Origin of the sequence: Paraburkholderia sp. MM5477-R1, from assembly GCF_050436385.1 — a bacterium.
Lineage (GTDB): Bacteria > Pseudomonadota > Gammaproteobacteria > Burkholderiales > Burkholderiaceae > Paraburkholderia > Paraburkholderia tuberum.
Genome location: NZ_JBNDMC010000010.1, coordinates 182494 through 204221 on the forward strand (window position 1 = coordinate 182494; position 21728 = coordinate 204221).

General features: G+C 63.0%; 18 protein-coding genes and 2 pseudogenes. 5 read left to right on the top strand and 15 right to left on the bottom strand.

Annotation, left to right across the window (positions count from 1 at the left end):
• The first annotated feature begins 87 nt into the window (after positions 1-87).
• Positions 88-543, top strand: coding sequence for a rhodanese-like domain-containing protein (locus tag OKW35_RS44655; RefSeq protein ID WP_090806430.1), 456 nt, complete (start codon positions 88-90; stop codon positions 541-543).
• A 152-nt stretch (positions 544-695) separates the two neighbouring features.
• A complete protein-coding gene (locus OKW35_RS44660; protein WP_429555395.1) occupies positions 696-2780 on the top strand; it encodes a putative bifunctional diguanylate cyclase/phosphodiesterase in 2085 nt (694 codons plus the stop codon).
• On the opposite strand, the gene dapA is transcribed toward OKW35_RS44660, so the two are convergent.
• The gene (dapA, locus tag OKW35_RS44665; RefSeq protein WP_429555396.1) at positions 2773-3666 is read right to left on the bottom strand and encodes a 4-hydroxy-tetrahydrodipicolinate synthase; all 894 of its coding nucleotides are present in this window, start codon (positions 3664-3666) and stop codon (positions 2773-2775) included. The two genes, OKW35_RS44660 and dapA, sit on opposite strands and share 8 nt — an antisense overlap.
• A 438-nt stretch (positions 3667-4104) precedes the next feature.
• Here dapA and OKW35_RS44670 point away from each other — a divergent pair, with 438 nt between their 5' ends.
• Positions 4105-5397 carry an aspartate carbamoyltransferase gene (locus tag OKW35_RS44670; protein ID WP_184049474.1) on the top strand — a complete coding sequence of 431 codons (1293 nt, stop codon included), beginning with the start codon at positions 4105-4107 and terminating at the stop codon, positions 5395-5397.
• A 19-nt stretch (positions 5398-5416) separates the two neighbouring features.
• On the opposite strand, the gene OKW35_RS44675 is transcribed toward OKW35_RS44670, so the two are convergent.
• From OKW35_RS44675 to OKW35_RS44685, 3 genes and pseudogenes are all read right to left on the bottom strand, one after another.
• Positions 5417-6271, bottom strand: a complete 855-nt coding sequence (locus OKW35_RS44675; RefSeq protein WP_429555397.1) for an alpha/beta hydrolase — start codon at positions 6269-6271, stop codon at positions 5417-5419.
• A gap of 146 nt (positions 6272-6417) precedes the next feature.
• Positions 6418-6816: pseudogene (locus OKW35_RS44680) on the bottom strand (NAD(P)H-dependent oxidoreductase); the annotation flags it as partial.
• Positions 6816-7070: pseudogene (locus OKW35_RS44685) on the bottom strand (LysR family transcriptional regulator); the annotation flags it as partial. The pseudogenes OKW35_RS44680 and OKW35_RS44685, both read right to left, overlap by 1 nt.
• Positions 7071-7257: 187 nt before the next feature.
• Here OKW35_RS44685 and OKW35_RS44690 point away from each other — a divergent pair.
• Positions 7258-8235: an IS5 family transposase gene (locus OKW35_RS44690; protein WP_429555398.1), complete on the top strand. Its 978-nt coding sequence runs from the start codon at positions 7258-7260 to the stop codon at positions 8233-8235.
• 136 nt (positions 8236-8371) lie between these two features.
• On the opposite strand, the gene OKW35_RS44695 is transcribed toward OKW35_RS44690, so the two are convergent.
• Positions 8372-8554, bottom strand: a complete 183-nt coding sequence (locus tag OKW35_RS44695) for a hypothetical protein (RefSeq protein ID WP_429354101.1) — start codon at positions 8552-8554, stop codon at positions 8372-8374.
• Between the two features lie 550 nt (positions 8555-9104).
• Here OKW35_RS44695 and OKW35_RS44700 point away from each other — a divergent pair.
• Positions 9105-10190: an IS630 family transposase gene (locus OKW35_RS44700; protein WP_429550962.1), complete on the top strand. Its 1086-nt coding sequence runs from the start codon at positions 9105-9107 to the stop codon at positions 10188-10190.
• Positions 10191-10314: 124 nt separating this feature from the next.
• Here the strand turns inward: OKW35_RS44700 and OKW35_RS44705 are convergent, their stop codons facing one another.
• The 10 genes from OKW35_RS44705 to OKW35_RS44750 form a co-directional block, all read right to left on the bottom strand.
• The gene (locus tag OKW35_RS44705) at positions 10315-10980 is read right to left on the bottom strand and encodes an MCP four helix bundle domain-containing protein (RefSeq protein WP_429354245.1); all 666 of its coding nucleotides are present in this window, start codon (positions 10978-10980) and stop codon (positions 10315-10317) included.
• 136 nt (positions 10981-11116) lie between these two features.
• The gene (locus OKW35_RS44710; RefSeq protein ID WP_429354102.1) at positions 11117-11428 is read right to left on the bottom strand and encodes a high-potential iron-sulfur protein; all 312 of its coding nucleotides are present in this window, start codon (positions 11426-11428) and stop codon (positions 11117-11119) included.
• A gap of 79 nt (positions 11429-11507) precedes the next feature.
• Positions 11508-12959, bottom strand: coding sequence for an NAD(P)(+) transhydrogenase (Re/Si-specific) subunit beta (locus OKW35_RS44715; RefSeq protein WP_429555399.1), 1452 nt, complete (start codon positions 12957-12959; stop codon positions 11508-11510).
• Entirely contained in the window at positions 12959-13300 is a 342-nt protein-coding gene (locus OKW35_RS44720; RefSeq protein ID WP_184060740.1) for an NAD(P) transhydrogenase subunit alpha, read from the bottom strand. Before OKW35_RS44720 ends, OKW35_RS44715 begins: the two co-directional genes overlap by 1 nt.
• A gap of 23 nt (positions 13301-13323) precedes the next feature.
• The gene (locus OKW35_RS44725) at positions 13324-14466 is read right to left on the bottom strand and encodes a Re/Si-specific NAD(P)(+) transhydrogenase subunit alpha (protein ID WP_429555400.1); all 1143 of its coding nucleotides are present in this window, start codon (positions 14464-14466) and stop codon (positions 13324-13326) included.
• 115 nt (positions 14467-14581) lie between these two features.
• Positions 14582-15874 (bottom strand): citrate synthase, encoded by a 1293-nt coding sequence (gene gltA, locus OKW35_RS44730; protein ID WP_429555401.1) that lies wholly within the window; start codon positions 15872-15874, stop codon positions 14582-14584.
• 163 nt (positions 15875-16037) lie between these two features.
• Positions 16038-16889, bottom strand: coding sequence for a 3-hydroxybutyryl-CoA dehydrogenase (locus OKW35_RS44735; RefSeq protein WP_429493649.1), 852 nt, complete (start codon positions 16887-16889; stop codon positions 16038-16040).
• A gap of 33 nt (positions 16890-16922) precedes the next feature.
• Positions 16923-18110 (bottom strand): beta-ketothiolase BktB, encoded by a 1188-nt coding sequence (gene bktB / locus OKW35_RS44740; RefSeq protein ID WP_429555402.1) that lies wholly within the window; start codon positions 18108-18110, stop codon positions 16923-16925.
• Positions 18111-18167: 57 nt separating this feature from the next.
• Entirely contained in the window at positions 18168-19856 is a 1689-nt protein-coding gene (locus tag OKW35_RS44745; protein WP_429555403.1) for an electron transfer flavoprotein-ubiquinone oxidoreductase, read from the bottom strand.
• The gene (locus tag OKW35_RS44750) at positions 19856-21658 is read right to left on the bottom strand and encodes an acyl-CoA dehydrogenase (protein ID WP_429555404.1); all 1803 of its coding nucleotides are present in this window, start codon (positions 21656-21658) and stop codon (positions 19856-19858) included. The genes OKW35_RS44745 and OKW35_RS44750 overlap by 1 nt, the downstream gene beginning before the upstream one ends.
• Positions 21659-21728: the final 70 nt, after the last annotated feature.

Genomic DNA, 21728 nt, shown 5'->3' on the forward strand with positions numbered 1-21728 from the left:
CACTTACCGGGCGACCCGCCGCTCGTCACAATCGACCGTGCCTGAAAAGCGCGCGTCCCACCACCTAATCAACTCACCCCTGCTGCCATGACTCACGACAACCTCACCACCGTCCCGAACGCCGTCACCGCGATCCCCGCCGCCGACAGCGCCGCCGCGCTCGCGCACTTCCAGGCGTCGCTGCGCTTCGAAACCGATTGCACCGACGTCCACGCCGCGCTCGCGAGCGGCGCGCCCGGCTTCGTGCTGCTCGACGTGCGCAGTCCCGCGCTGTTCGCGCAGGGCCACGTGCCGGGCGCGCTGAATCTGCCGCACGGCAAGATCGTCACGTCGAAGCTCGCGGCTTATGCGCCGGACACGCTGTTCGTCACCTACTGCGCGGGCCCGCACTGCAACGGCGCGGCGCGCGGCGCACTGCGGCTCGCGCAGTTGGGGCGGCCCGTCAAGCTGATGGCGGGCGGCGTCACCGGCTGGCTGGACGAAGGCTTCCCGCTGAGCCGCGAGGACGCCGATCCGCCGTCCGATCCACGCTCCGATGCATAGCGTGACTCGCAATCCGACACGCGTTCCAGCGCGGCATCCGCCGCCGTCCGCGCGTCGGCTTTGCCCCCTGTTCGCAAATCGCAAATAAGTTAAACAAAAGTTCGAAAGGTGCCGATAACATGTCCAGCCGGACTCTTCCCGGCGGACCCAATATGCAGAGTTCATATAATTTCTGGCTCGTCGCGATTTCGTTCGCGGTCGCGACCCTCGCGTCGTACACCGCGCTCGATCTGACGGGCCGCATCTTCCTGCTCGGCTCGACGCGCCGGCGGCACGCATGGCGGCTCGGCGGCGCGTTCGCGCTCGGTGTCGGCATCTGGTCGATGCACTTCGTCGCGATGCTCGCGTTCTCGCTGCCTATCCCGCTCGGCTACGACCCGGCGACGACCGCCTGCTCGCTGGCCCTCGCGATCGGCGCTTCGTATCTGGCGCTCTCGCTGACGACCCAGCAGCGCCTGACGCCGGTCCGGCTGCTGATGGGCGGCGTGGCGATGGGGATCGCTATCGCCGGCATGCATTACACCGGGATGGCGGCGCTGCGCATGGCGCCCGCGATCCACTACCAGCCGGCATGGTTCGCGGCCTCGATCGCGATCGCGATCAGTGCGTCGAGCGCCGCGCTGTGGATGGCGCGCGCGCTCAGCAACGAACACGAGCGCCATATCGCGCGCAAACGTCTCGCCGCGGCGCTGGTGATGGGCGTCGCGATCAGCGGCATGCACTACACCGGCATGGCCGCCGCCGACTTCGCGCCGGGCGCGATCTGCGGCGCGGCCAACGACATGAACGCGCGATGGCTCGCCACCTCGGTGATCCTGCTCACGTTCGCGGTGCTGATCGTCACGCTGATGCTGTCGCGCTTCGACGTGCGCACCACCTTCCTGCTCGGCGCGGTGTCGCGGCTGAACGGCCAGATCGTGCGGCTCGCGACGCTCGACGCGCTGACGGGCCTGCCGAACCGCGCGACGCTGACCGAGCGGATCGAACGCGCGATCAGCGGCGCGCGTCGCCAGCGTACGTCGTTCGCGGTGCTGTTCATGGATCTCGACGGCTTCAAGATGATCAACGATTCGCTCGGTCACTCGGCTGGCGACGCGGTGCTGTCCGCATTCGCGCAACGCCTGCAGCAATGCGTGCGTTCGAGCGACACCGTCGCGCGGCTCGGCGGCGACGAGTTCGTCGTGCTCACGGAACATCTTACGTGCGGCGACGACGCGGCCGCGCTCGCCGACGGCGTGCTTCACCGGATGCGCCAGGGCACGTGGAGCGACGAACAACCGCTGCAGGTGATGCCGAGCATCGGCATTGCGCTCTATCCGCGCGATGGCGACAGCGTCGAGACGCTGCTCCAGCACGCGGACGCCGCGATGTACGAAGCGAAGCGCGCCGGCCGCGGCACCTACCGCTTCTTCGAGCGCAGCATGAACGAGGCCGCCACGCGCACGCTGCGGATCCAGCAAGTGCTGCACGACGCCTTCGCGAATGATCGTTTCTCGCTGCTGTTCCAGCCGAAGTTTGAGCGCGGCGGCGACGCGCTCGCGGGCGCCGAGGCGCTGATCCGCCTGCACGATCCGGAGATGGGCGCGCTGATGCCGGCCGAGTTCATCCCGGTCGCCGAGCGCTCCGGGCAGATCGTGCAGATCGGCTACTGGGTCGTGCGTGAAACCTGCCGGCGCATTCGCGGCTGGATCGAACAGGGCCTGCCGGCGATGAAGGTGGCGATCAACCTGTCGCCGCGTCAGCTGTTGCAACCGGACCTCGTCGAGACGATCCTCGACATCGTCAGGAGCGAGGGCGTCGCGTGCGAGCAGATCATGTTCGAGATCACCGAGACCGTAGCGATGCAGGATGCCGCGCGCACCGTCGAAGTAATCCGCGCGTTTCAGGCGAGCGGCTTCGACATCTCGATCGACGACTTCGGCACCGGCTATTCGAGCCTGGCGTATCTGCAGCGCTTCCAGGTGAAGCAGTTGAAGATCGATCGCTTCTTCATCAACGGTCTCGACGCGAACGGCGCCGCGGGCAGCGCAATCGTGTCGGCGATCATCGCGCTCGCGCACTCGCTCGAAATGGACGTGGTCGCCGAGGGCGTCGAAACCCAATCGCAACTCGACAAGCTGTGCTCGATGATGTGCGACGAAGTGCAGGGCTACCTGCTCGGCAAGCCGATCAACGCCGACGACTTCGGCGCAATGCTCCGCGGCAAAACGATGGCCGCAAGCGGCGTCTCTATCTGAGCAGCGTCTCCCCCAACGCCGCGAGCCGTTCGGTCAACGCCTCGCTCGCACGCGTCATCGGCAAACGCAATTCGTTGCGCACCCATCCCCTCGCCGCGAGCAGCGCCTTCACCGGCGCGGGATTCGGTTCCGCGAACGCGAGCTGGATCTGCGGCACGAGCGCGTGAAAAATGCGTCGTCCTTCGTCGAGCTTCCCCTGCGTCAACGCGCGATAAAGCGCGACGAAACGCTCGGGCCGCCAATGCGCCGACGCCGCGATCGCCCCGCTTCCACCCGCGCACACCGTCGAGAAGAGCTCGAGGTCGTTGCCCGCGAGCACTTGCAGACGGCCGTCGCGAATCAGCGCGAGCGTCGTGTCGAGCGAACCGGCGCAATCCTTGATCGCCTGAATTCGCGGATGCACGGCGAGCGTCAGCAGCGTGTCGAGGTCGAGCCGCACGCCGGTGCGTTGCGGAATATCGTAGAGCACGACGGGATGCACGCTCGCGTCCGCGAGCGCGCTGAAATGCGCGACGATGCCGTCCTGCGAGGGCCGGGTGTAATACGGCGCGGCGATCAGCACGCCGGCAATCGGCAACGGATTCAACTGCTCGATCCGCGCGCGCATGCTCGCCGTGTGATTGCCCGAGACGCCAACCAGCACCGGCAACGCGCGCCGCTGCGGCGACGCGCTGACGGCTTGCACCGCGTCGAGAATCGTCGCGAGCACGGCGTCCTGTTCGGCGGCGTCGAGCGTGGCGGGCTCGCCGGTCGTGCCGAGCGCGACGAGCCCGGCCACGCCGGCCTCCGCATAGCGACGCACCAGCGCACGCAACGCGGCGTGATCGACGGCGCCGTCGGCGAACGGCGTGATCAGCGGAATCCAGATACCCGAGAAATCAGACATGTTTTCTACCTCGATGACGACCGTATCGATTCCGGGTCAGCGGTGCGAGGGAGAACAGAGGAGAAAGCCGCAGGCGGGCGGTCGACCGGTCGTTCCGTCGCACATCTGACGACGGAACAGCGTGCTCCGGTCAGATGAGCGGCTGTTTTTTGGCTTTGGCGCCGACGTTGCGCGAAACACCGATCGCGCGTACGACCGCCGCGCTCGCCAGAGCGACGCGGGCGAAGGTCGAAGAACGGAGCGGGAACGTGGGGCCGGAGTGCATGGACCGCAGTGTAACCGCGAAACCCGCGTCGCAGGGTCGTCGGCGCCTCGCGAACCAGCTCGCGAAGGAAAACGCTTGACTTCTACGCGCCGGAAACTAATATACGCACCGCGTACATCAACGCGTTTTGCTGCCTTACTCTCGCCGACCCCACTTTTGCGACAGGTGCCCTCATGAGCGTTCCGCAACAAGCCTTCCTACGCGATGCGATGCGTCGCCTGAACATGACGCGCGATACGTTCGCTAACCGCATCGGCGTGTCGCGCCGGGCGCTGGATACGTGGCTGCTGCCGGACGACTCGCAGGAATCGCGGGCGATGCCGGAAATCGTCGAGCGTTTTGTGTCGGAGATCGTCGCGAACACGGAGCCGGGCGAAGGATATACGCAAAGCGTAGACTCGCAATCGCTAGCAAGCCAGATTCTGTTCGAGGGCAAGCCGCAGCTGCTGTCGGTCGATCAGTTTTCGCGCGACTCGGTCGAGGCGCTCTTTCGCGTCGCCGACATCATGCAGCCGATCGCCCGGCGCCGCAAAATCTCGCGCGTGCTCGAAGGCGCGGTGCTCGGCAATCTGTTCTTCGAGGCGAGCACGCGTACCCGTGTGAGCTTCGGCGCGGCGTTCTGCCGGCTCGGTGGCTCGGTGTGCGACACGACCGGCTTCACGTTTTCGTCGATGGCGAAGGGAGAATCGATCTACGACACGAGCCGGGTGATGAGCGGCTATGTCGACGCGCTGGTGATCCGCCACCCGGAGCAAGGCTCGGTGGCCGAATTCGCGCGCGCGACCAACGTGCCGGTGATCAACGGCGGCGACGGTCCCGGCGAGCATCCGAGCCAGGCGCTGCTCGATCTCTACACGATCCAGCGCGAGTTTTCGCGGCTCGGCAAGATCGTCGACGGCGCGCACATCGCGCTGGTCGGCGACCTCAAGTACGGACGTACCGTGCATTCGCTCGTGAAGCTGCTGGCGCTCTATCGCGGCATCAAGTTCACGCTGATTTCGCCGCCGATGCTCGAATTGCCGGGCTATATCATCGAGCAGATTTCGCGCAACGCTCACGTGATCGAACAGACGCACGACCTGCGCACTGGCTTGCGCGGCGCCGACGTCGTATACGCGACGCGCATCCAGAAGGAGCGCTTCACCGACGAATCGTTCGAAGGCTACACGCCCGACTTCCAGATCAACCAGGCGCTCGTCGATAGCGTGTGCGGCGCCGACACGCTGATCATGCACCCGCTGCCGCGCGACAGCCGGCCCGGCGCGAACGATTTGAGCACCGACCTCAATCACGATTCGCGGCTTGCGATTTTCCGGCAGACCGACAACGGCATTCCGGTGCGGATGGCGATTTTCGCGGTGCTGCTCGGTGTCGACAAACAGGTCCAGCATTCGATGCGCGATGCCGCGTGGCGCCCGCCGGTCTACCTGGGACCGGACGACGCGGTGTTTCACGGAATCGATTGACGCGGATAGCCGTCTGCCGTCAGGCCGCGGCCCGCGCGTCACGCATTTCGCGCACCGCCTGCCTGAACGTGCCGGCAAAGAACAGCACCTGATATTTGACCGCGTTCGACCAGTACTTCCACGTATGGCCGCCGGGCCGCTCGGCGTAATCGTGCGGCACGCCGAGTTCGACGAGCCGCTCGTGCAGCAGCCGGTTCGACTGCACGAGCGAGTCGTTCACGCCGCAATCGATCGTCAGCGCGATATGGTCGCGGCCGAAATCCTCCGCACTCGCGACGATCGCCTTGCTGTTCCAGAAGTCCGCATATTGCATCGGGTCGCCGAACACCCGCTCGATGCCGGGCTCGTCCTCGCTCCCGCGCGGGTCCACCGCACCGCTGATGCTGCCCGCCGCGCCGAACGCGTCGGGCCGGTCGAGCGCAATGCGTAGCGCGCCGAAGCCGCCCATGCTCAAGCCCGTGATAGCGCGCGCCTGCTTCGTCGCGATCGTGCGGAAATGGCTGTCGATATAGGCCACCACTTCCGTACCCACGTAGGTTTCGTAGCGGCTGCGCGGATCGACGGGGCTATCGATGTACCAGCTGTCGCGGCCGCCGTCGGGCATCACGAGGATCACGTGATAGCGGTCGGCGAGCTTGCCGATATGCGAATTCGCGGTCCAGTCCGTGTAATCGCCGCCCGAGCCATGTAGCACGTAGACGACAGGAAAGCGCGCGGCCTGGTTGCCACGCGCGTATCGATCGGGCAGTACGATGGTTGCGTCGAACGTACGATGCATCGCCGCGCTCGGAATCGTGACGACGCGCGACTGGAACGCCCACGCCGGCGATGCGATCAGCATCAGAATGAGCCAGAACGTATGGACTGGATTCATGGTGAGTCGCCCCTTGCGCTTGCTTCCGGCTGCTTACGTTCGTCAGGCGTCCGAAGAAGAGCGCCCCGGCATGCCTCGGCCTATGTCCGCGAACGACTGTAGCAATGGCGACTTACAATCAAATTTCAGGGAAACATACGATCCAGTCAGGCTTCGGTCGCTTCATCGGCTTCAGTTGCCGTCTCTGCGCCCGCATCTTCAACGTGCGCGGCAAACCCCACCCGCCCCGGCGCCAGATCGTCCCGCAATGTGAGCGCCGGAATCTCATACGCGCCGCCGTTCTGCGGCAGGAACGCGATCGGCGCGGCCGTCCACAGCGTGTCGAGCCGTCGCCCGGGCACCTCGCTGACCTCGGCATACTTCGCCTCGTCGACGCGGCTCGTGCGATAGACGACGAACGGCGGCAATACCTCGAAGCCGGGGTAAAACAGCGCACCGTGCTGGATCGGGAACAGCACGTCGTCGATCGGACCGTTGATGCCGCGTGCGCTGTAGTGCGACTCCCAGCCGCCCGTCGTGACGATCAGCATCGCGCGCTTGCCGCGTGCGCGCTCGAGTCAAGCAGTTGCAGCGCTTCGCGCACCCGCCCAATGATGTTCTCCGTGAGGGGCGTCGGCGCCATGCCGGTCGAGGTGCTGACAAATAGCGGATCGTTGAGCGATTTGCGCATGCGCGCCAGCGCATTGCTGACGGCGGGTTGCGTGATGAAGAGCATCTCCGCGGCGCGCGTGAGATTGCGCGTCCTGTAGATCGCCTCGAAAACGACGAACAGATTCAGATCGATCTTTGACAAAGGCACGATGGCATTTCCTGATCGGCGCTGCCGGACCCTGGTGGCGCGGTTCGCGACCACCTTTCTCTTGCAGTCCTTGCGCCGGCGCGGCATCGCCGCGCCGCATGGCGCCTTAGGGCAACGCTGATTAAGTCCACCGATCCGGTACCTCAAGCGTTATAGAAATCGGATTGAACGAAGAAGGCGAAACAGGATGAAGCAGCAGACGCTGGCGATGGCAGCCGATCAAGGTGCGGGTTTCGAGACGCACCGCAAACGCACGCGGCGCGACGAGTTTCTCGACACGATGAATGCGATCGTGCCATGGCCGCAGTTGTGCGCGGTGATCGAGCCGCATTATCCGAAGCGCGGCAATGGCCGCCCGCCAATGGGTCTGGAGCGCATGCTGCGGATCCACTTCGTGCAACACTGGTTCAATCTGGCCGACTTCGCTTGCGAAGAGGCCCTCTACGACAGCGCCAGCCTGCGTCGCTTTGCCGGAATTGACCTGGGTTGTGAAGCCGTACCGGACGCGACGACGCTGCTCAAATTCCGGCGCCTGCTGGAGACGCACAAACTGGGCGAGCAATTGTTTGCCGAGGTCGGCCGGGTGCTGCAGGCCGGCGGCATGAAGCTCAAAAGCGGCACCATCGTGGACGCGACGATCATCGGCGCGCCGAGCTCGACGAAGAATGAGCACAAGGCGCGCGACCCCGAGATGCATCAGACGCGCAAGGGTCGCCAATGGTATTTCGGCGCCAAGCTGCACATCGGTGTGGAGAGCCAGAGCGGCCTGGCGCACAGCGCGGTGCTCACGCCGGCCAACGTGCATGACAAGCATCCACTGCCGCAATTGCTGCACGGACAGGAGCGGCGCGTCTACGGCGACAGCGCCTATGCGAGCCAGAAGGAACTGATCCACAGCAAGGCGCCCAGGGCGCGCGACTTTACCAATCAGCGCACGCGCCGTGCGGGCGGCGAAGTCGACGAAGTGCAACGGGGCAAGAACCGCAACAAGTCGAAGATTCGCGCCCGGGTGGAACATGTCTTCGCCGTCGTGAAGCGACTGTGGGGATTTACCAAGGTGCGCTATCGCGGGCTGGCAAAGAACGCCAACCGGGCGTTCGTCGCGCTCGCGCTGGCGAACGTCTACCTGTCGCGAAAGAAACTGATGCCACCGGTACGCCCATAGTGGGCGAAAGGCGGGCAACGCGCCCGCCCAACAAGCCCGCGAGGGCCGAAAGGCAATGGCTCAAGCTCGGCCTCATGACCTGGCGACGTTCAAATTGCTGACACGCTGCCGAATTCGCGGCTTGTTCAGCGTAGCCTTAGCTCGTTTCCGTGTGCAGCATCTCGGAACAGGCTTCGCTGGCGACCAGCTCGCGAATGTTGTTGGCAAAGCGCTGCAAAGCATGCAGGGATCCGTACACGCTCTTGTACTCTTCACGGCCGATCCGGCCTTCGAGCACGAGCAGCATACCCGAGTCGTTCGCAATCTTTTCGATATCCATCGCAACCTCCACTCAAATGTCGACGCATGCGCCGGCTTTCCTTACCCGGGCTACAGACAAGCTCGCATTGCCGGCCGCCGCGGCTCGGGAGGAAACACGCACCACGATCCGTCGTCGTGGCGGAAAAAGATAATCGCCAGGGCTCCCGACGCCCGAAGCGACTCCACACGTACACATCGCATAGACCGCGACTTCGCGTAATTCATCCGGGTCAAACTGATCGGCGAGGCCGGCGTGGGGGCAAGCCATTTCTCGATCAGGCTTCGCAAAGACTCTACGTTGCTGCTCATTTCCTACTCCTTTACCTTCAGCACCCACGGCCGGCGATGTACCGGGCTCCTGCCATCAGCGTCCGTGCCCGACACACCGCAAATATGAAACGTTACTAAACATAGGTCATGATACAAAATAATGGCGAACAAAATAGACAGGGGATACCCTGTCTTTTCTGGCCGCCGTGGTGGCATTCCGGTTGCTAGTGTAGTGCGTCGTAAATAATGCAACTTAATCGCGATTTGCGAGTCTCCTTCCAGGTGATGAGGGAGAACCCATGAGAATCGCGGCAAAAGTTGAGCTGAGCGAAGGCCAGCGCAAACAATTGGAAACGTGGGCGGCTGGGCGGAGGGTTCCGGTACGACTGGCCGAGCGTGCCAAGATGATATTGCTCGCGGCACTGGGCCACACAGACAAAGAGATCGGTGTGCAGTTGGGTATCTGGCGAGGCACGGTGGCGCGCTGGCGAGCGCGCTTCATCGCGGACGGTGTGGCGGGGATCGAGCGGGACGAGACGCGACCCGGGCGCAAGCCGAAGATCTCTGCGCGCAAGGTCAAGGCCATCGTGGCGATGACCACGCAGCAGCGTCCCGATAACGCGACGCATTGGAGTACGCGCAGCATGGCGGCAGTGGCCGGCGTCAGCGAGGCGAGCGTGAGGCGCATCTGGCAGGCGCATGGACTCAAGCCGCATCGGATAGAAACCTTCAAAGTCTCGAACGACAAGCACTTTGCCGAGAAGCTGGAGGACATCGTCGGCCTTTATCTCGATCCACCTGAGCACGCACTGGTGTTCAGTTGTGACGAGAAGTCCCAGATTCAGGCTCTGGACCGGACCCAGCCTGGCTTGCCGATGAAGCGAGGTCGAGGTCAGACGATGACGCACGATTACAAGCGCAATGGTGTGACGACGTTGTTCGCCGCGATGAACACGCTCGATGGCAGCATCATTGGCCAGTGCCAGACGAAGCATCGTCATCAAGAATGGCTGGGCTTCCTGCGCAAGATCGATCGCAGCACCCCCAAGGGTAGGGAACTACATTTGATTGCCGACAACTACGCCACTCATAAGCATCCCGAGGTGAAGGCGTGGCTGGCCAAGCACCCACGATTTCACATGCATTTCACGCCCACCAGCGCTTCCTGGCTCAATATGGTCGAACGCTTCTTTCGTGATCTGTCCGAGAACCAGCTACGGCGGTCAGCCTTTCGCTCGGTACCCGAGTTGGTCAGCACGATCGAGCAGTACATTGAAAAGCACAATGGTGATCCAAAACCCTTCATCTGGACCGCTAAAGCTTCCGACATTCTGGCGAAAGTCACGCGTGCCCGCACCAAGCTGAATAAGATGCAATCCGTTTGACGCAGACCACTAGCCGTTTCTTACGCCCGACGATTCCTCCAGCAGGAGGAGGTTGGCGGTCTCCATGAAACGCGCGTCGAGCGCCTTGGCACTATTAGCGCCCGAAACCCCGGTCGCCCCAAGCTCAGGTCGCTGTCCCGCATGCCTGCGAGCGGACCTCGAAGACTGCAATCGCACACCGCTGGGCGGCGACCTGGTCCTCCAGCGAGAGCGCCGCCTGCGCGGCCTGCTCGACCACGGCAGCATTGTTGCGGAGCACCTGATCCATGCGATTCACCGCATCGTTCACCTGCCCGATCCCGCCGCGCTGTTCTTCTGAAGCTTCGAAGATGCTGTCGTTGATTTCGACCACGCGCTGGATCGCACGCCGAACGTCCTCCCATGTCCAGATTGCCGGAGCGAAGCACCTCGACGATGTCGTCGGATTGCGTCCGGAAGGCGGCCAGGACCTCGCTACCCGATCGGCCAGTCTGCGCTCATCCGTCGTCGCGATCTTTGCCGGATAGTAGTCACGCCAAGCCACATCGAGCTTCTTCTGCTCCTTGCCGATATCTGCCACGAGATCCGCCGCCCTCTCCTGTTCGTGCAACGCCTGGATGTAACGCATCTGAAGGCGGATCTTCAGCGCCGCCGCTTGCATCGCGGCGAGATCTTCGATCGGCACGGTACTCGCCGAATACATGCTGCCCATGTCGGTGCTGAGCCTTGCGAGACCGCGCAGACCCATGAGACCGATAACCACCATCAGCGCCACGCAGACGCTGAGCGTCAGCATGACCTTGAACCGGATTGTCCCCGCGAAAGCTCCCGTACGGCCAGCCTTTTACTCTCGTATTACGAACTATCTGGTTTTGCCGTCCTGCTGCCGCGCCTCTTACTGGCGTTGCCAAGTGACGCTTCAGAAACCGCCGATACGGTCGGCTACGTCACGCTTTCCTGCTATAGGCACTGCACCAGCCCTTGCCCTCGACCTGCTTGCCTCCGAACATCGGGCAAGCCGCGAACGCATCGCTCGGCTTGCCCTGATAGAAGGTGCAATTCCCGCAGATCTGACCGGCCGCGTACTTCGCGTACCTCGCTTTGTCGACCTTGGTCGCGTCGGACTTGTAGCCGAGTGCCTGAGCCGTGGAGTCAGTGTCCGATAACTTTGGCGAATCGGCGAATGCGAGGCGCGAAAGTGCCAGACTCGAAGCGACACCGGCAGTCGTGATCATAAAAGTACGGCGAGATGCTTTCATGCAGGTCCTTATCGTTCAGGGAAATTTTTTGTCGACAAACCGGGAAATTTCCGGGGTATCAATTGTTGTGCCAATGGCGTTACGCCGCCTTAACCATATCCTCGATCACCTTCTTCGCATCACCGAACACCATCATCGTCTTGTCCATGTAGAACAGGTCGTTGTCGAGCCCGGCGTAGCCCGCTGCCATCGAACGCTTGTTGACGATCACCGTGCGCGCCTTGTACGCCTCGATGATCGGCATGCCCGCGATCGGCGACTTCGGATCGTTCTTCGCCGCCGGATTCACCACGTCGTTCGCGCCGAGCACCAGCACCACGTCGACCTGCCCGAACTCGCCGTTGATATCGTCCATTTCATAGACCATGTCGTAGGCGACTTCGGCTTCGGCGAGCAGCACGTTCATGTGTCCCGGCATCCGGCCGGCCACCGGGTGAATCGCGTACTTCACCTCGATACCCTTCTCGACGAGCTTGTCGGTCAACTCCTTCAACGCATGCTGCGCGCGCGCCACGGCCAGCCCGTAACCCGGCACGATCACCACGGTTTCCGCATTGCCGAGCATGAAGGCCGCATCGTCGGCCGAACCGGATTTCACCGGACGCTGCTCGGCCGAACCACCTGCGGCCGCCGCACCCGGCTCATTGCCGAAGCCGCCGAGAATCACGTTGAAGAACGAGCGGTTCATCGCGCGGCACATGATGTACGACAGGATCGCACCGGATGAGCCGACCAGCGAGCCGGCGATGATCAGCATCGGATTGTTCAGCGAGAAGCCGATGCCCGCCGCCGCCCAGCCCGAATACGAGTTCAGCATCGACACGACCACCGGCATATCCGCGCCGCCGATCGGAATGATGATCAGCACGCCGAGCACGAACGCGATCAGCGTCATAATGATGAACGGCAGCCACGACTGCGTGAGGAAGAACAGAATGCCGAAGCCGAGCATCGCCAGTGCCAGCATCAGGTTGATCAGATGCTGGCCGCCGTAGACGACCGGCGCACCCTGAAACAGCCGAAACTTGTACTTGCCCGACAGCTTGCCGAACGCGATCACCGAACCGGAGAACGTGATCGCGCCGACGAACGTGCCGATGAACAGCTCGATACGGTTACCGTACGGCAGGAAACCCGGCGCCGTGTTCTCCGGATCGACAAGGCCGAACGCGGCCGGCTCCGACACCACCGCATACGCGATACACACGGCCGCGAGACCGATCAGCGAGTGCATGGCCGCGACCAGTTCCGGCATCTTGGTCATCTCGACGCGCGCAGCAACGAACGCGCCCACCGCGCCGCCAACCACCAGCGCGACCAGCAGCAGACCGAGACCCAGACCGAGGTTCGAGCCGAGCCCGTTCGCCTGCTTGACGATCAGCGCGATGGTGGTGAGGATCGCGATCGCCATCCCGGCCATGCCGAAGGTATTGCCGATGCGCGCCGTCTTCGGATTCGACAGCCCTTTAAGCGCCTGGATGAAGCAGACCGACGCGACCAGATAAAGCAGCGTGACGACGTTCAGACTCATTACGCGTTCTCCCTGGTCGTGGATTGTGCCTTGTCAGCGGGGAGCTTCTTCGGCTCTTTCTTGCGGAACATCTCCAGCATTCGTCGTGTGACGAGAAAGCCGCCGAATACGTTGACTGCCGACAGCGCGACCGCGAGCGTGCCGAAGAACTTGCCGGGCGTGCCCAGGGTCAGGCCCGCGGCGAGCATTGCGCCGACGATCACGATCGCCGAAATCGCGTTGGTCACGGCCATCAGCGGCGTGTGCAGCGCGGGCGTGACGTTCCAGACCACGTGGTAGCCGACGTAAATCGCCAGCACGAAAATGATCAGATTGATGACGGTGTGGTTGATGATTTCCATCGCCGTTCTCCTTTAGTGGTTGCTCAGGCCTTGCGCGTGACTTCGCCGTCACGGGCCAGCAGCGTGGCCGCGACGATGTCGTCCGCGAGATCGATGGTGAGTGTCCCTTCCTTCGTGATGATCAGCTTGAGGAAGTCGAGCAGATTGCGCGCGTATAAAGACGACGCGTCGGCGGGCACCATCGAGGCCAGATTCGTATAGCCGACGATGATCACACCATGTTTCGTGACGACCTGGTCCGCTTCGGTCAGCGGACAGTTGCCGCCGCACCGGCCTTCATACTCCGCGCCGCGTCCGGCGGCGAGATCCACCAGTACGGAGCCGGGTTTCATCGCCTGCACCGTTTCCACTGAAATCAAGGTCGGCGCGGCGCGGCCCGGAATCAACGCGGTGGAGATCACCACGTCCGCCTGTCTGGCGCGCTCGTGGACCAGCGCCGACTGGCGTTGCAGCCATGAAGGCGGCATCGGCCGCGCATAGCCGCCGACGCCTTGCGCGGCTTCGCGCTCCTCGTCGGTTTCGTAGGGCACGTCGAGAAACTTCGCACCGAGCGATTCGATCTGCTCCTTCACGGCGGGGCGGACGTCGGAGGCTTCGATCACCGCACCCAGACGCTTGGCGGTCGCGATCGCCTGCAAGCCCGCGACGCCAGCGCCGAGAATCAGCACGCGCGCGGCCTTCACGGTGCCGGCCGCGGTCATCAGCATCGGCATGAAGCGCGGATAGAGCGTGGCGGCCAATAAAACCGCCTTGTAGCCCGCAATGTTCGCCTGCGACGACAGCACGTCGAGACTTTGTGCCCGCGTGGTGCGTGGCGCGGCTTCGAGCGCGAAGGCGGTGACACCCGCGGAGGCGAGCTTCGATGAGTTTTCGGTATTGAACGGATCGAGCATGCCGACCAGCACCGCGCCGCGTTTGAGCAACGGCAATTCGGCGTCGGTGGGCGACTGGACCTTCAGGACCAGATCGGCGCCGAACGCGGTCGCCGCGTCGACGATCTCCGCGCCGGCGGCCGTAAAGGCATCGTCAGGAAAGCTGGCGCCGGTGCCGGCGCCGCTCTGGATCGTGACCCGGTGGCCCTGGGTCACATACTTCTTGACCGTTTCGGGCGTCGCGGCGACGCGGGTTTCGTGCGCGCGCGTCTCGGCTGGCACTCCGATGTGCATATACCCTCTTTCGACGTCGTGGGAACGTTTTATTAAATGAAACGAGCCAGATTTGCCGTCACGCGAGACGGCAAATCCGCATCACAGGGACAAGTTGACAATGTCCGCATACGAACTAGCGATCAGCTACTCTGCGAGCACCGTTTCCGACGAACAACTGACGTGGACGACCAATCTTCTGTTCCGGATCGGCGATCATTTCGTTCCACTGCGCAATCCAGCCGACCGTACGTGCCATCGCGAAGATACAGGTGAACATCGACGTCGGGATGCCCAGTGCACGTTGCACGATGCCCGAGTAGAAGTCGACGTTCGGGTACAGCTTGCGCGACACGAAGTATTCGTCTTCCAGCGCAATCTTTTCCAGTGCCATGGCGAGCTTGAACAGCGGGTCGTCGTGCAGGCCCAGCTCTTCGAGCACCTCGTAGCAGGTCTCGCGCATCAGCTTCGCGCGCGGGTCGTAGTTCTTGTACACGCGGTGGCCGAAGCCCATCAGCTTCACGCCGGAGCTCTTGTCCTTCACCTGCTTGATGAACTCAGGAATGTTGTCGACCGAGCCGATTTCTTCCAGCATGTTCAGCGCAGCTTCGTTCGCACCGCCGTGCGCCGGGCCCCACAGACACGCGATACCGGCAGCGATACAGGCGAACGGATTCGCGCCCGACGAACCGGCGAGCCGCACGGTCGAAGTTGATGCATTCTGCTCGTGGTCCGCATGCAGGATCAGGATACGGTCCAGAGCCCGCACCAGCACGTCGTTGACCTTGTACTCTTCGCACGGGTTCGAGAACATCATGCGCATGAAGTTCGCGCTGTACGACAGGTCGTTCTTCGGATACACGAACGGCTGGCCGATGCTGTATTTGTACGCCATGGCGACCAGCGTCGGCAGCTTCGCGATCATACGGATCGCCGACACTTCACGGTGGCACGGATCGTTGATGTCGAGCGAGTCGTGATAGAACGCCGACAGCGCGCCGACTGCGGCGACCAGAATTGCCATCGGGTGCGCGTCACGACGGAAACCACGGAAGAAGAAGTGCATCTGCTCATGCACCATTGTGTGGTTCGTGACCGTCTTCACGAATTCGACCTTCTGCTTCTCGTTCGGCAGTTCGCCCTTCAGCAGCAGGTAGCAGGTTTCGAGGAAGTCGGCGTTTTGCGCGAGGTTGTCGATCGGGTAGCCGCGGTACAGCAGTTCGCCCTTGTCGCCGTCGATGTAGGTAATCGCCGAATTGCACGCCGCCGTCGACATGAAGCCCGGGTCGTACGTGAATTTGCCGGTCTGGCCGTACAGTTTGCGAATGTCGATCACATCCGGGCCAATCGTGCCCTTGTAAATCGGCATTTCGACGCTCGGCGACTCGTCACTGAAGGACAACGTCGCCTTGATCGCTGAGTGTTCCATATCTATCTGGTTTTCCAAAATAATAAAGTCGAGTTCCAGTACCTGTCGGACGATCGAAAACTACAAGCCACGGCCGGGTCCTCTTCGACAACCCCGCCACATATCGCGCAGCCTGCCAGGCTGGCGGCCCACAATAATTGCAGTTCGCTCGTCGACACGCTGCTCAGTCGTAGCCGTAGACACCTTGTCCGGTCTTTCGACCAAGCCGGCCGGCGGCCACGAATTCGCGCAGCAGCGGGCACGCGCGGTACTTCGGGTCACCGAAATCCTTCGCGAATACATCTAGCACGGACAGGCAGACATCGAGCCCCACGAGGTCTGCGAGAGCTAGCGGGCCGATTGGGTGGTTCGCGCCAAGACACATGCCGGCGTCGATCTCTTCCGCCGTGGCAACGCCCTCTGCAAGCACGAAGAACGCTTCGTTGATCATCGGCACCAGAATCCGGTTGACCACAAAACCTGGGGCGTTCTTGACGCAGATCGGCGACTTGCCAAACCGCGTCGTCAGTTCGCGGATCGCCTGCACAGTGGCATCGTTCGTCTGCAAGCCACGGATGATCTCCACCAGCGGCATCAGCGGTACCGGGTTAAAGAAATGCATACCAACGAAGCGGGAAGCATCTGACAGCGTAGATGCAAGCGCCGTGATGGAGATCGACGAGGTGTTCGATGCGATGATCGAGTCGGCACGAGCTGAGGCTTCGATCTGTTTCAGGATGCGCACCTTCAGTTCGGTGCTTTCCGTGGCGGCCTCGATCACGAGATCGACGTTCGCAAGGCGCTGATAGTCGGTCGAGGTCTCGATGCGGGCGAGCGCCGCGTCGCGCGTGGCTGCATCGATTTTTTCTTTCGCGACGAGCCGCTCGAGGCTGGACGTAAGCGTCGCCATTCCCTTCACCAACGCCGCCTCGGCAAGATCGATCATCATGACCTTCAGTCCGGACACCGCGGCAGTCTGGGCAATGCCATTGCCCATGGTGCCCGCGCCGACGATTCCTACCGTTTCAATCGCCATATCTGTCGTCTCCTGCAAGTTCTCGTGTGCCGTTCACTGAAGGTTCTCGAAGATGGCCGCGATGCCCTGGCCGCCGCCGATGCACATCGTCACGAGCGCATAGCGCCCACGGATGCGCTGCAGTTCGTAAAGCGCCTTGACCGTGATCAGCGCGCCTGTCGCGCCGATCGGATGGCCGAGCGAGATGCCCGAGCCGTTCGGATTGACTTTAGCTGCATCGAGCTGCAACTCCTGCGCCACCGCACACGCCTGCGCGGCAAACGCCTCGTTCGCCTCGATGACATCAAGATCACCGATAGTGAGGCCGGCCCGCGCCAGCGCGATGCGCGTGGCAGGCACCGGGCCGATGCCCATATAACGCGGATCGACTCCCGCATGCGCGTACGACACGAGGCGTGCCATCGGTTTGCGTCCGAGCGCTTCAGCCTCCTTGCGCTCCATCATCAGGACCGCTGCCGCCGCATCGTTGATCCCGGAGGCGTTGCCAGCCGTCACCGTGCCGCGCTCTTTCTGGAACACCGGGCGCAGCCCGGTGAGTTCCGCCAGATCGACGTCCTGACGCACATGCTCGTCGGTATCGAACACGACCTCCTTGCCTTTGACTTTCCGCGTTATCGGGAGGATCTGTTCCTTGAAGCGTCCCTCGGCGATCGCGCGGGTGGCCCGGCGGTGCGATTCCAGCGCCAGTGCGTCTTGCTGGTCACGCATGATGCCGTACTTCTGCGCGACGTTCTCCGCGGTAACCCCCATCGGCACCGCATGGAATGGATCGTTCAGCGCGCCGAGCATCATGTCGATCAGGCGGGCGTCGCCCATGCGCGCACCGAAGCGCGCATCGGGCGTCACATACGGGGCGCGGCTCATGTTCTCCGCGCCGCCGCCGATCGCTACATCCGCGTCGCCGAGCAGAATGGTTTGCGCAGCAGAGACGACCGCCTGCAGGCCCGACCCGCAAAGCCGGTTGACGGTAAAGGCCGGCGTCGCTTCGGAGACGCCGCCGTTAAGCGCGGCGACCCGCGCCAGATAGAGGTCTTTGGGCTCGGTCGCGATCACGTTTCCGAACACGACGTGCCCGACCTGGTCGCCTGCGAGCTGCGCGCGCGCCAGCACCTCGCGCACGACGATCGCGCCAAGCTCAGTCGGTGGCAGATCCTTCAGACTGCCGCCGAATTTCCCGACGGCCGTGCGGACACCACTGACAACAACGACTTCCCTCTGCATCAGTTGCTCCTTGAATTGGTTGCCGTGCCCTTCTTGAAACGAAGCGCTGTCGGCCGATCACATATTCGGATAATTCGGACCGCCGCCGCCTTCAGGCGTCACCCACACGATGTTCTGCGTCGGGTCCTTGATATCGCACGTCTTACAATGCACGCAGTTCTGCGCGTTGATCACGAGGCGTTCGCTGCCGTCGTCGTTCCTGACGAACTCGTAGACGGCGGCCGGGCAGTAGCGTGACTCGGGGCCGGCATAGGTCTGCCAGTTCACATTCACCGGCACTGAAGAGTCTTTCAGCGTCAGGTGAGCCGGCTGATTTTCCTCGTGATTCGTGTTCGAGATGAACACCGAGGAGAGCCGATCGAACGTCAGCTTGCCGTCCGGCTTCGGATACGTGATCGGCTTGCACTGCGAAGCCGGCTTCAGCATCTCGTGATCGGAATGCTGGTGATGCAGCGTCCAAGGCACGTTGCCGCCGAGCAGCTTCTGCTCGATGCCGACCATCAGCGTGCCGAGGTACAGGCCCTTGCTCATCCACTGCTTGAAGTTGCGCGCACGATGCAATTCCGTGTGAAGCCACGAGGTCTTGAACGACTCCGGATAGGCCGTCAGTTCATCGCTGGTGCGGCCTGCCTGCACGGCTTCAAAAGCAGCCTCCGCCGCCAGCATGCCGGTCTTGATCGCCGCATGCGAGCCCTTGATCCGCGATGCGTTCAGGAAACCCGCATCGTCGCCCACCAGCGCGCCACCCGGGAACACCAGCTTCGGCAGCGACAGCAGGCCACCCGCGGTGATCGCCCGCGCGCCGTACGACACCCGCTTGCCGCCTTCGAGAATCGCGCGGATCGCCGGATGGGTCTTGAAGCGCTGGAATTCCTCGAACGGCGACAGATACGGATTCGAATAGCCGAGGCCGACCACAAAACCGACCACCACCTGGTTGTTGTCCATGTGATAGAGGAACGAGCCGCCATACGTGTCGTTTTCGAGCGGCCAGCCGGCCGTGTGCATCACCAGACCCGGCTTGTGCTTCGACGGATCGATCTCCCACAGTTCCTTGATGCCGATGCCGTAGACCTGCGGATCGGCGCCTTCGCGCAGCCTGAATTTGTCATTCAGTTGACGGCCGAGATGCCCGCGCGCGCCTTCGCAGAACAGCGTGTATTTCGCGTGCAGTTCCATGCCGAGCTGGAAGTTCCCGGTCGGTTCGCCGTCCTTGCCGACGCCCAGATTGCCGGTCGCGACGCCTTTGACCGAACCATCGTCGTTGTACAGAATCTCGGCCGCCGGAAAGCCCGGGAATATCTCGACGCCGAGCGCCTCGGCCTGCTGACCCAGCCAGCGCGTCACGTTCGCGAGGCTGATCACGTAGTTGCCGTGGTTCTTGAAATTGTCCGGCAGCGCCCAGGTCGGCACGCTCTTCGCGCCCGTCTCCGAGAGCAACAGGAAGCGGTCTTCGGTCACGTCGACCGTCAGCGGCGCGCCTTTTTCCTTCCAGTCGGGAATCAGTTCGGTGATCGCACGCGGGTCCATCACCGCGCCCGAGAGGATATGCGCCCCGATCTCCGAGCCTTTTTCCAGTACGCACACGCCAAGCTCGACGCCCTTCTCCGCGGCCAACTGCTTCAGCCGGATCGCCGCGGACAGCCCAGCCGGGCCGCCGCCGACGATCACGACGTCGTATTCCATCGACTCGCGTGGACCGTATTGCTCGATGAGGCGAGCTTCAGTCATGATCCCCCCTTGCATCAGAACTGGTCTTCCGTCAGCGCCAGCACGCCCACGTCATCCTGCGCGCCGACGATGGCCGCTTCCAACGCGAGTGCCTGCGGCAGGACCTGCGTCGCGAAACAGTGTGCCGTCGCGATCTTCGCGTCGTAGAACGACGGATCGTCGCTGCGCTTGTCCGTGGCCACCAGTAGCGCCCGGGCGAACTGCCAGCCAGCCAGCACGATGCCGGCCAGCTTCAGATACGACACACTGCCGGCAAACACCACGTTCGGTTCCTGCTGGGCTCGGGCGAGCACAAACTCGACGACGTTCGCCAGCGCAACGCGACCCGCCGCAAGATGACGGTAAAGCACCTGGAACGCTGGGCTGGACTCGTACGAGGCATGCTCCAACAACGCCGCAAGCGTTTCGTCAATCTGCTCAATCAACACCTTGGCGACCGCACCGCCGTCGCGGAGCGTCTTGCGTCCGACCAGGTCGTTCGCCTGGATCGCGGTCGTACCTTCGTAGATCGTCAGAATGCGTGCGTCGCGGTAGTACTGCGCGGCGCCAGTCTCTTCGATGAAACCCATCCCGCCATGCACCTGTACGCCCAGGCTCGCGACGTCGATCGACAGCTCCGTACTCCAACCCTTCACGACTGGCACCAGATATTCGTAGATCGCCTGATGGTCGGCTCGCACCGGCTCGTCGGCGTGACGATGCGCGATGTCGCTGTGGGCAGCAGCGACGTAGGCGAGCGCACGGGCTCCTTCCGTCAACGCGCGCATCGTCGCGAGCATGCGGCGCACGTCGGGATGCTGAATAACCGCCACTGACTGTTTAGCCGAACCGTCAACCGGCCGGCTCTGCACGCGCTCCTTCGCATAGGCAACGGCTTTCTGGTACGCGCGATCGGCAACAGCGATGCCCTGCACGCCGACACCGAAGCGCGCCGCGTTCATCATGATGAACATGTACTCGAGCCCGCGGTTGGCCTCGCCGATCAGGTAACCGATTGCGCCTCCGTGATCACCAAATTGCAACACCGCCGTGGGGCTCGCCTTGATGCCCAGCTTGTGTTCGATCGACACGCACTGCACGTCGTTGCGCGCGCCAAGCGTGCCGTCGTCGTTGATCATGAACTTCGGGACGATAAAGAGCGAAATACCCCTCACACCTTGCGGCGCGTCCGGTATCCGCGCGAGCACAAGGTGCACGATGTTCCCCGCCATATCGTGCTCGCCCCAGGTGATGAAGATCTTCGTTCCGAAAATGCGGTATGTGCCGTCGTTGCAGGGTTCAGCGCGTGTGCGCACGAGCGCGAGATCGGAACCGGCCTGCGGTTCAGTGAGGTTCATCGTACCGGTCCACTCGCCAGAGATCAGCTTCGGCACGTAGCGTTGCTTCTGCTCCTCGCTGCCCGCGGTCAATAGCGCCTCGATCGCGCCGTCGGTCAACAACGGACACAGCGCAAGCGACAGGTTCGCGGCATTCAGCATTTCGATGCACGGTGTGGCAAGCAGTTTCGGCAACCCTTGGCCGCCATATTCGATGGGGTGAACGACACCCTGCCAGCCGCCCTCGGCGAACTGCTGAAATGCTTCCTTGAAGCCTGGCGAGGCGGTGACCGCCCCATCCGTCCAGCTGCTCGGGTTCCTGTCTCCTTCGACATTCAGTGGCGCCAGCACGTCCGCATTAAAGCGGGCGGCTTCTTCGAGGACTGCCTGCGCAGTTTCAACTGTCGCGTCCTCGAAGCCGGGCAGCGTCGACACGTGTTCGAGACCTGCAAGTTCATTCATGGCGAACAGCATGTCCTTGACGGGCGCGGAATAGGTCATCCTGTGTCTTCCCAATGGTGGAATTTAAAGGGGTGCCATGACACTGGAACGCCAGGTCCTGCACGGCAAC

Bases quoted from the DNA above. Each gene is read 5' to 3' on its own strand.
- OKW35_RS44655 (WP_090806430.1), top strand. From the start codon at position 88: ATGACTCACGACAACCTCACCACCGTCCCGAACGCCGTCACCGCGATC.
- OKW35_RS44660 (WP_429555395.1), top strand. From the start codon at position 696: ATGCAGAGTTCATATAATTTCTGGCTCGTCGCGATTTCGTTCGCGGTC.
- dapA (WP_429555396.1), bottom strand. From the start codon at position 3,666: ATGTCTGATTTCTCGGGTATCTGGATTCCGCTGATCACGCCGTTCGCC.
- OKW35_RS44670 (WP_184049474.1), top strand. From the start codon at position 4,105: ATGAGCGTTCCGCAACAAGCCTTCCTACGCGATGCGATGCGTCGCCTG.
- OKW35_RS44675 (WP_429555397.1), bottom strand. From the start codon at position 6,271: ATGAATCCAGTCCATACGTTCTGGCTCATTCTGATGCTGATCGCATCG.
- OKW35_RS44690 (WP_429555398.1), top strand. From the start codon at position 7,258: ATGAAGCAGCAGACGCTGGCGATGGCAGCCGATCAAGGTGCGGGTTTC.
- OKW35_RS44695 (WP_429354101.1), bottom strand. From the start codon at position 8,554: ATGGATATCGAAAAGATTGCGAACGACTCGGGTATGCTGCTCGTGCTC.
- OKW35_RS44700 (WP_429550962.1), top strand. From the start codon at position 9,105: ATGAGAATCGCGGCAAAAGTTGAGCTGAGCGAAGGCCAGCGCAAACAA.
- OKW35_RS44710 (WP_429354102.1), bottom strand. From the start codon at position 11,428: ATGAAAGCATCTCGCCGTACTTTTATGATCACGACTGCCGGTGTCGCT.
- OKW35_RS44715 (WP_429555399.1), bottom strand. From the start codon at position 12,959: ATGAGTCTGAACGTCGTCACGCTGCTTTATCTGGTCGCGTCGGTCTGC.
- OKW35_RS44720 (WP_184060740.1), bottom strand. From the start codon at position 13,300: ATGGAAATCATCAACCACACCGTCATCAATCTGATCATTTTCGTGCTG.
- OKW35_RS44725 (WP_429555400.1), bottom strand. From the start codon at position 14,466: ATGCACATCGGAGTGCCAGCCGAGACGCGCGCGCACGAAACCCGCGTC.
- gltA (WP_429555401.1), bottom strand. From the start codon at position 15,874: ATGGAACACTCAGCGATCAAGGCGACGTTGTCCTTCAGTGACGAGTCG.
- OKW35_RS44735 (WP_429493649.1), bottom strand. From the start codon at position 16,889: ATGGCGATTGAAACGGTAGGAATCGTCGGCGCGGGCACCATGGGCAAT.
- bktB (WP_429555402.1), bottom strand. From the start codon at position 18,110: ATGCAGAGGGAAGTCGTTGTTGTCAGTGGTGTCCGCACGGCCGTCGGG.
- OKW35_RS44745 (WP_429555403.1), bottom strand. From the start codon at position 19,856: ATGCAAGGGGGGATCATGACTGAAGCTCGCCTCATCGAGCAATACGGT.
- OKW35_RS44750 (WP_429555404.1), bottom strand. From the start codon at position 21,658: ATGACCTATTCCGCGCCCGTCAAGGACATGCTGTTCGCCATGAATGAA.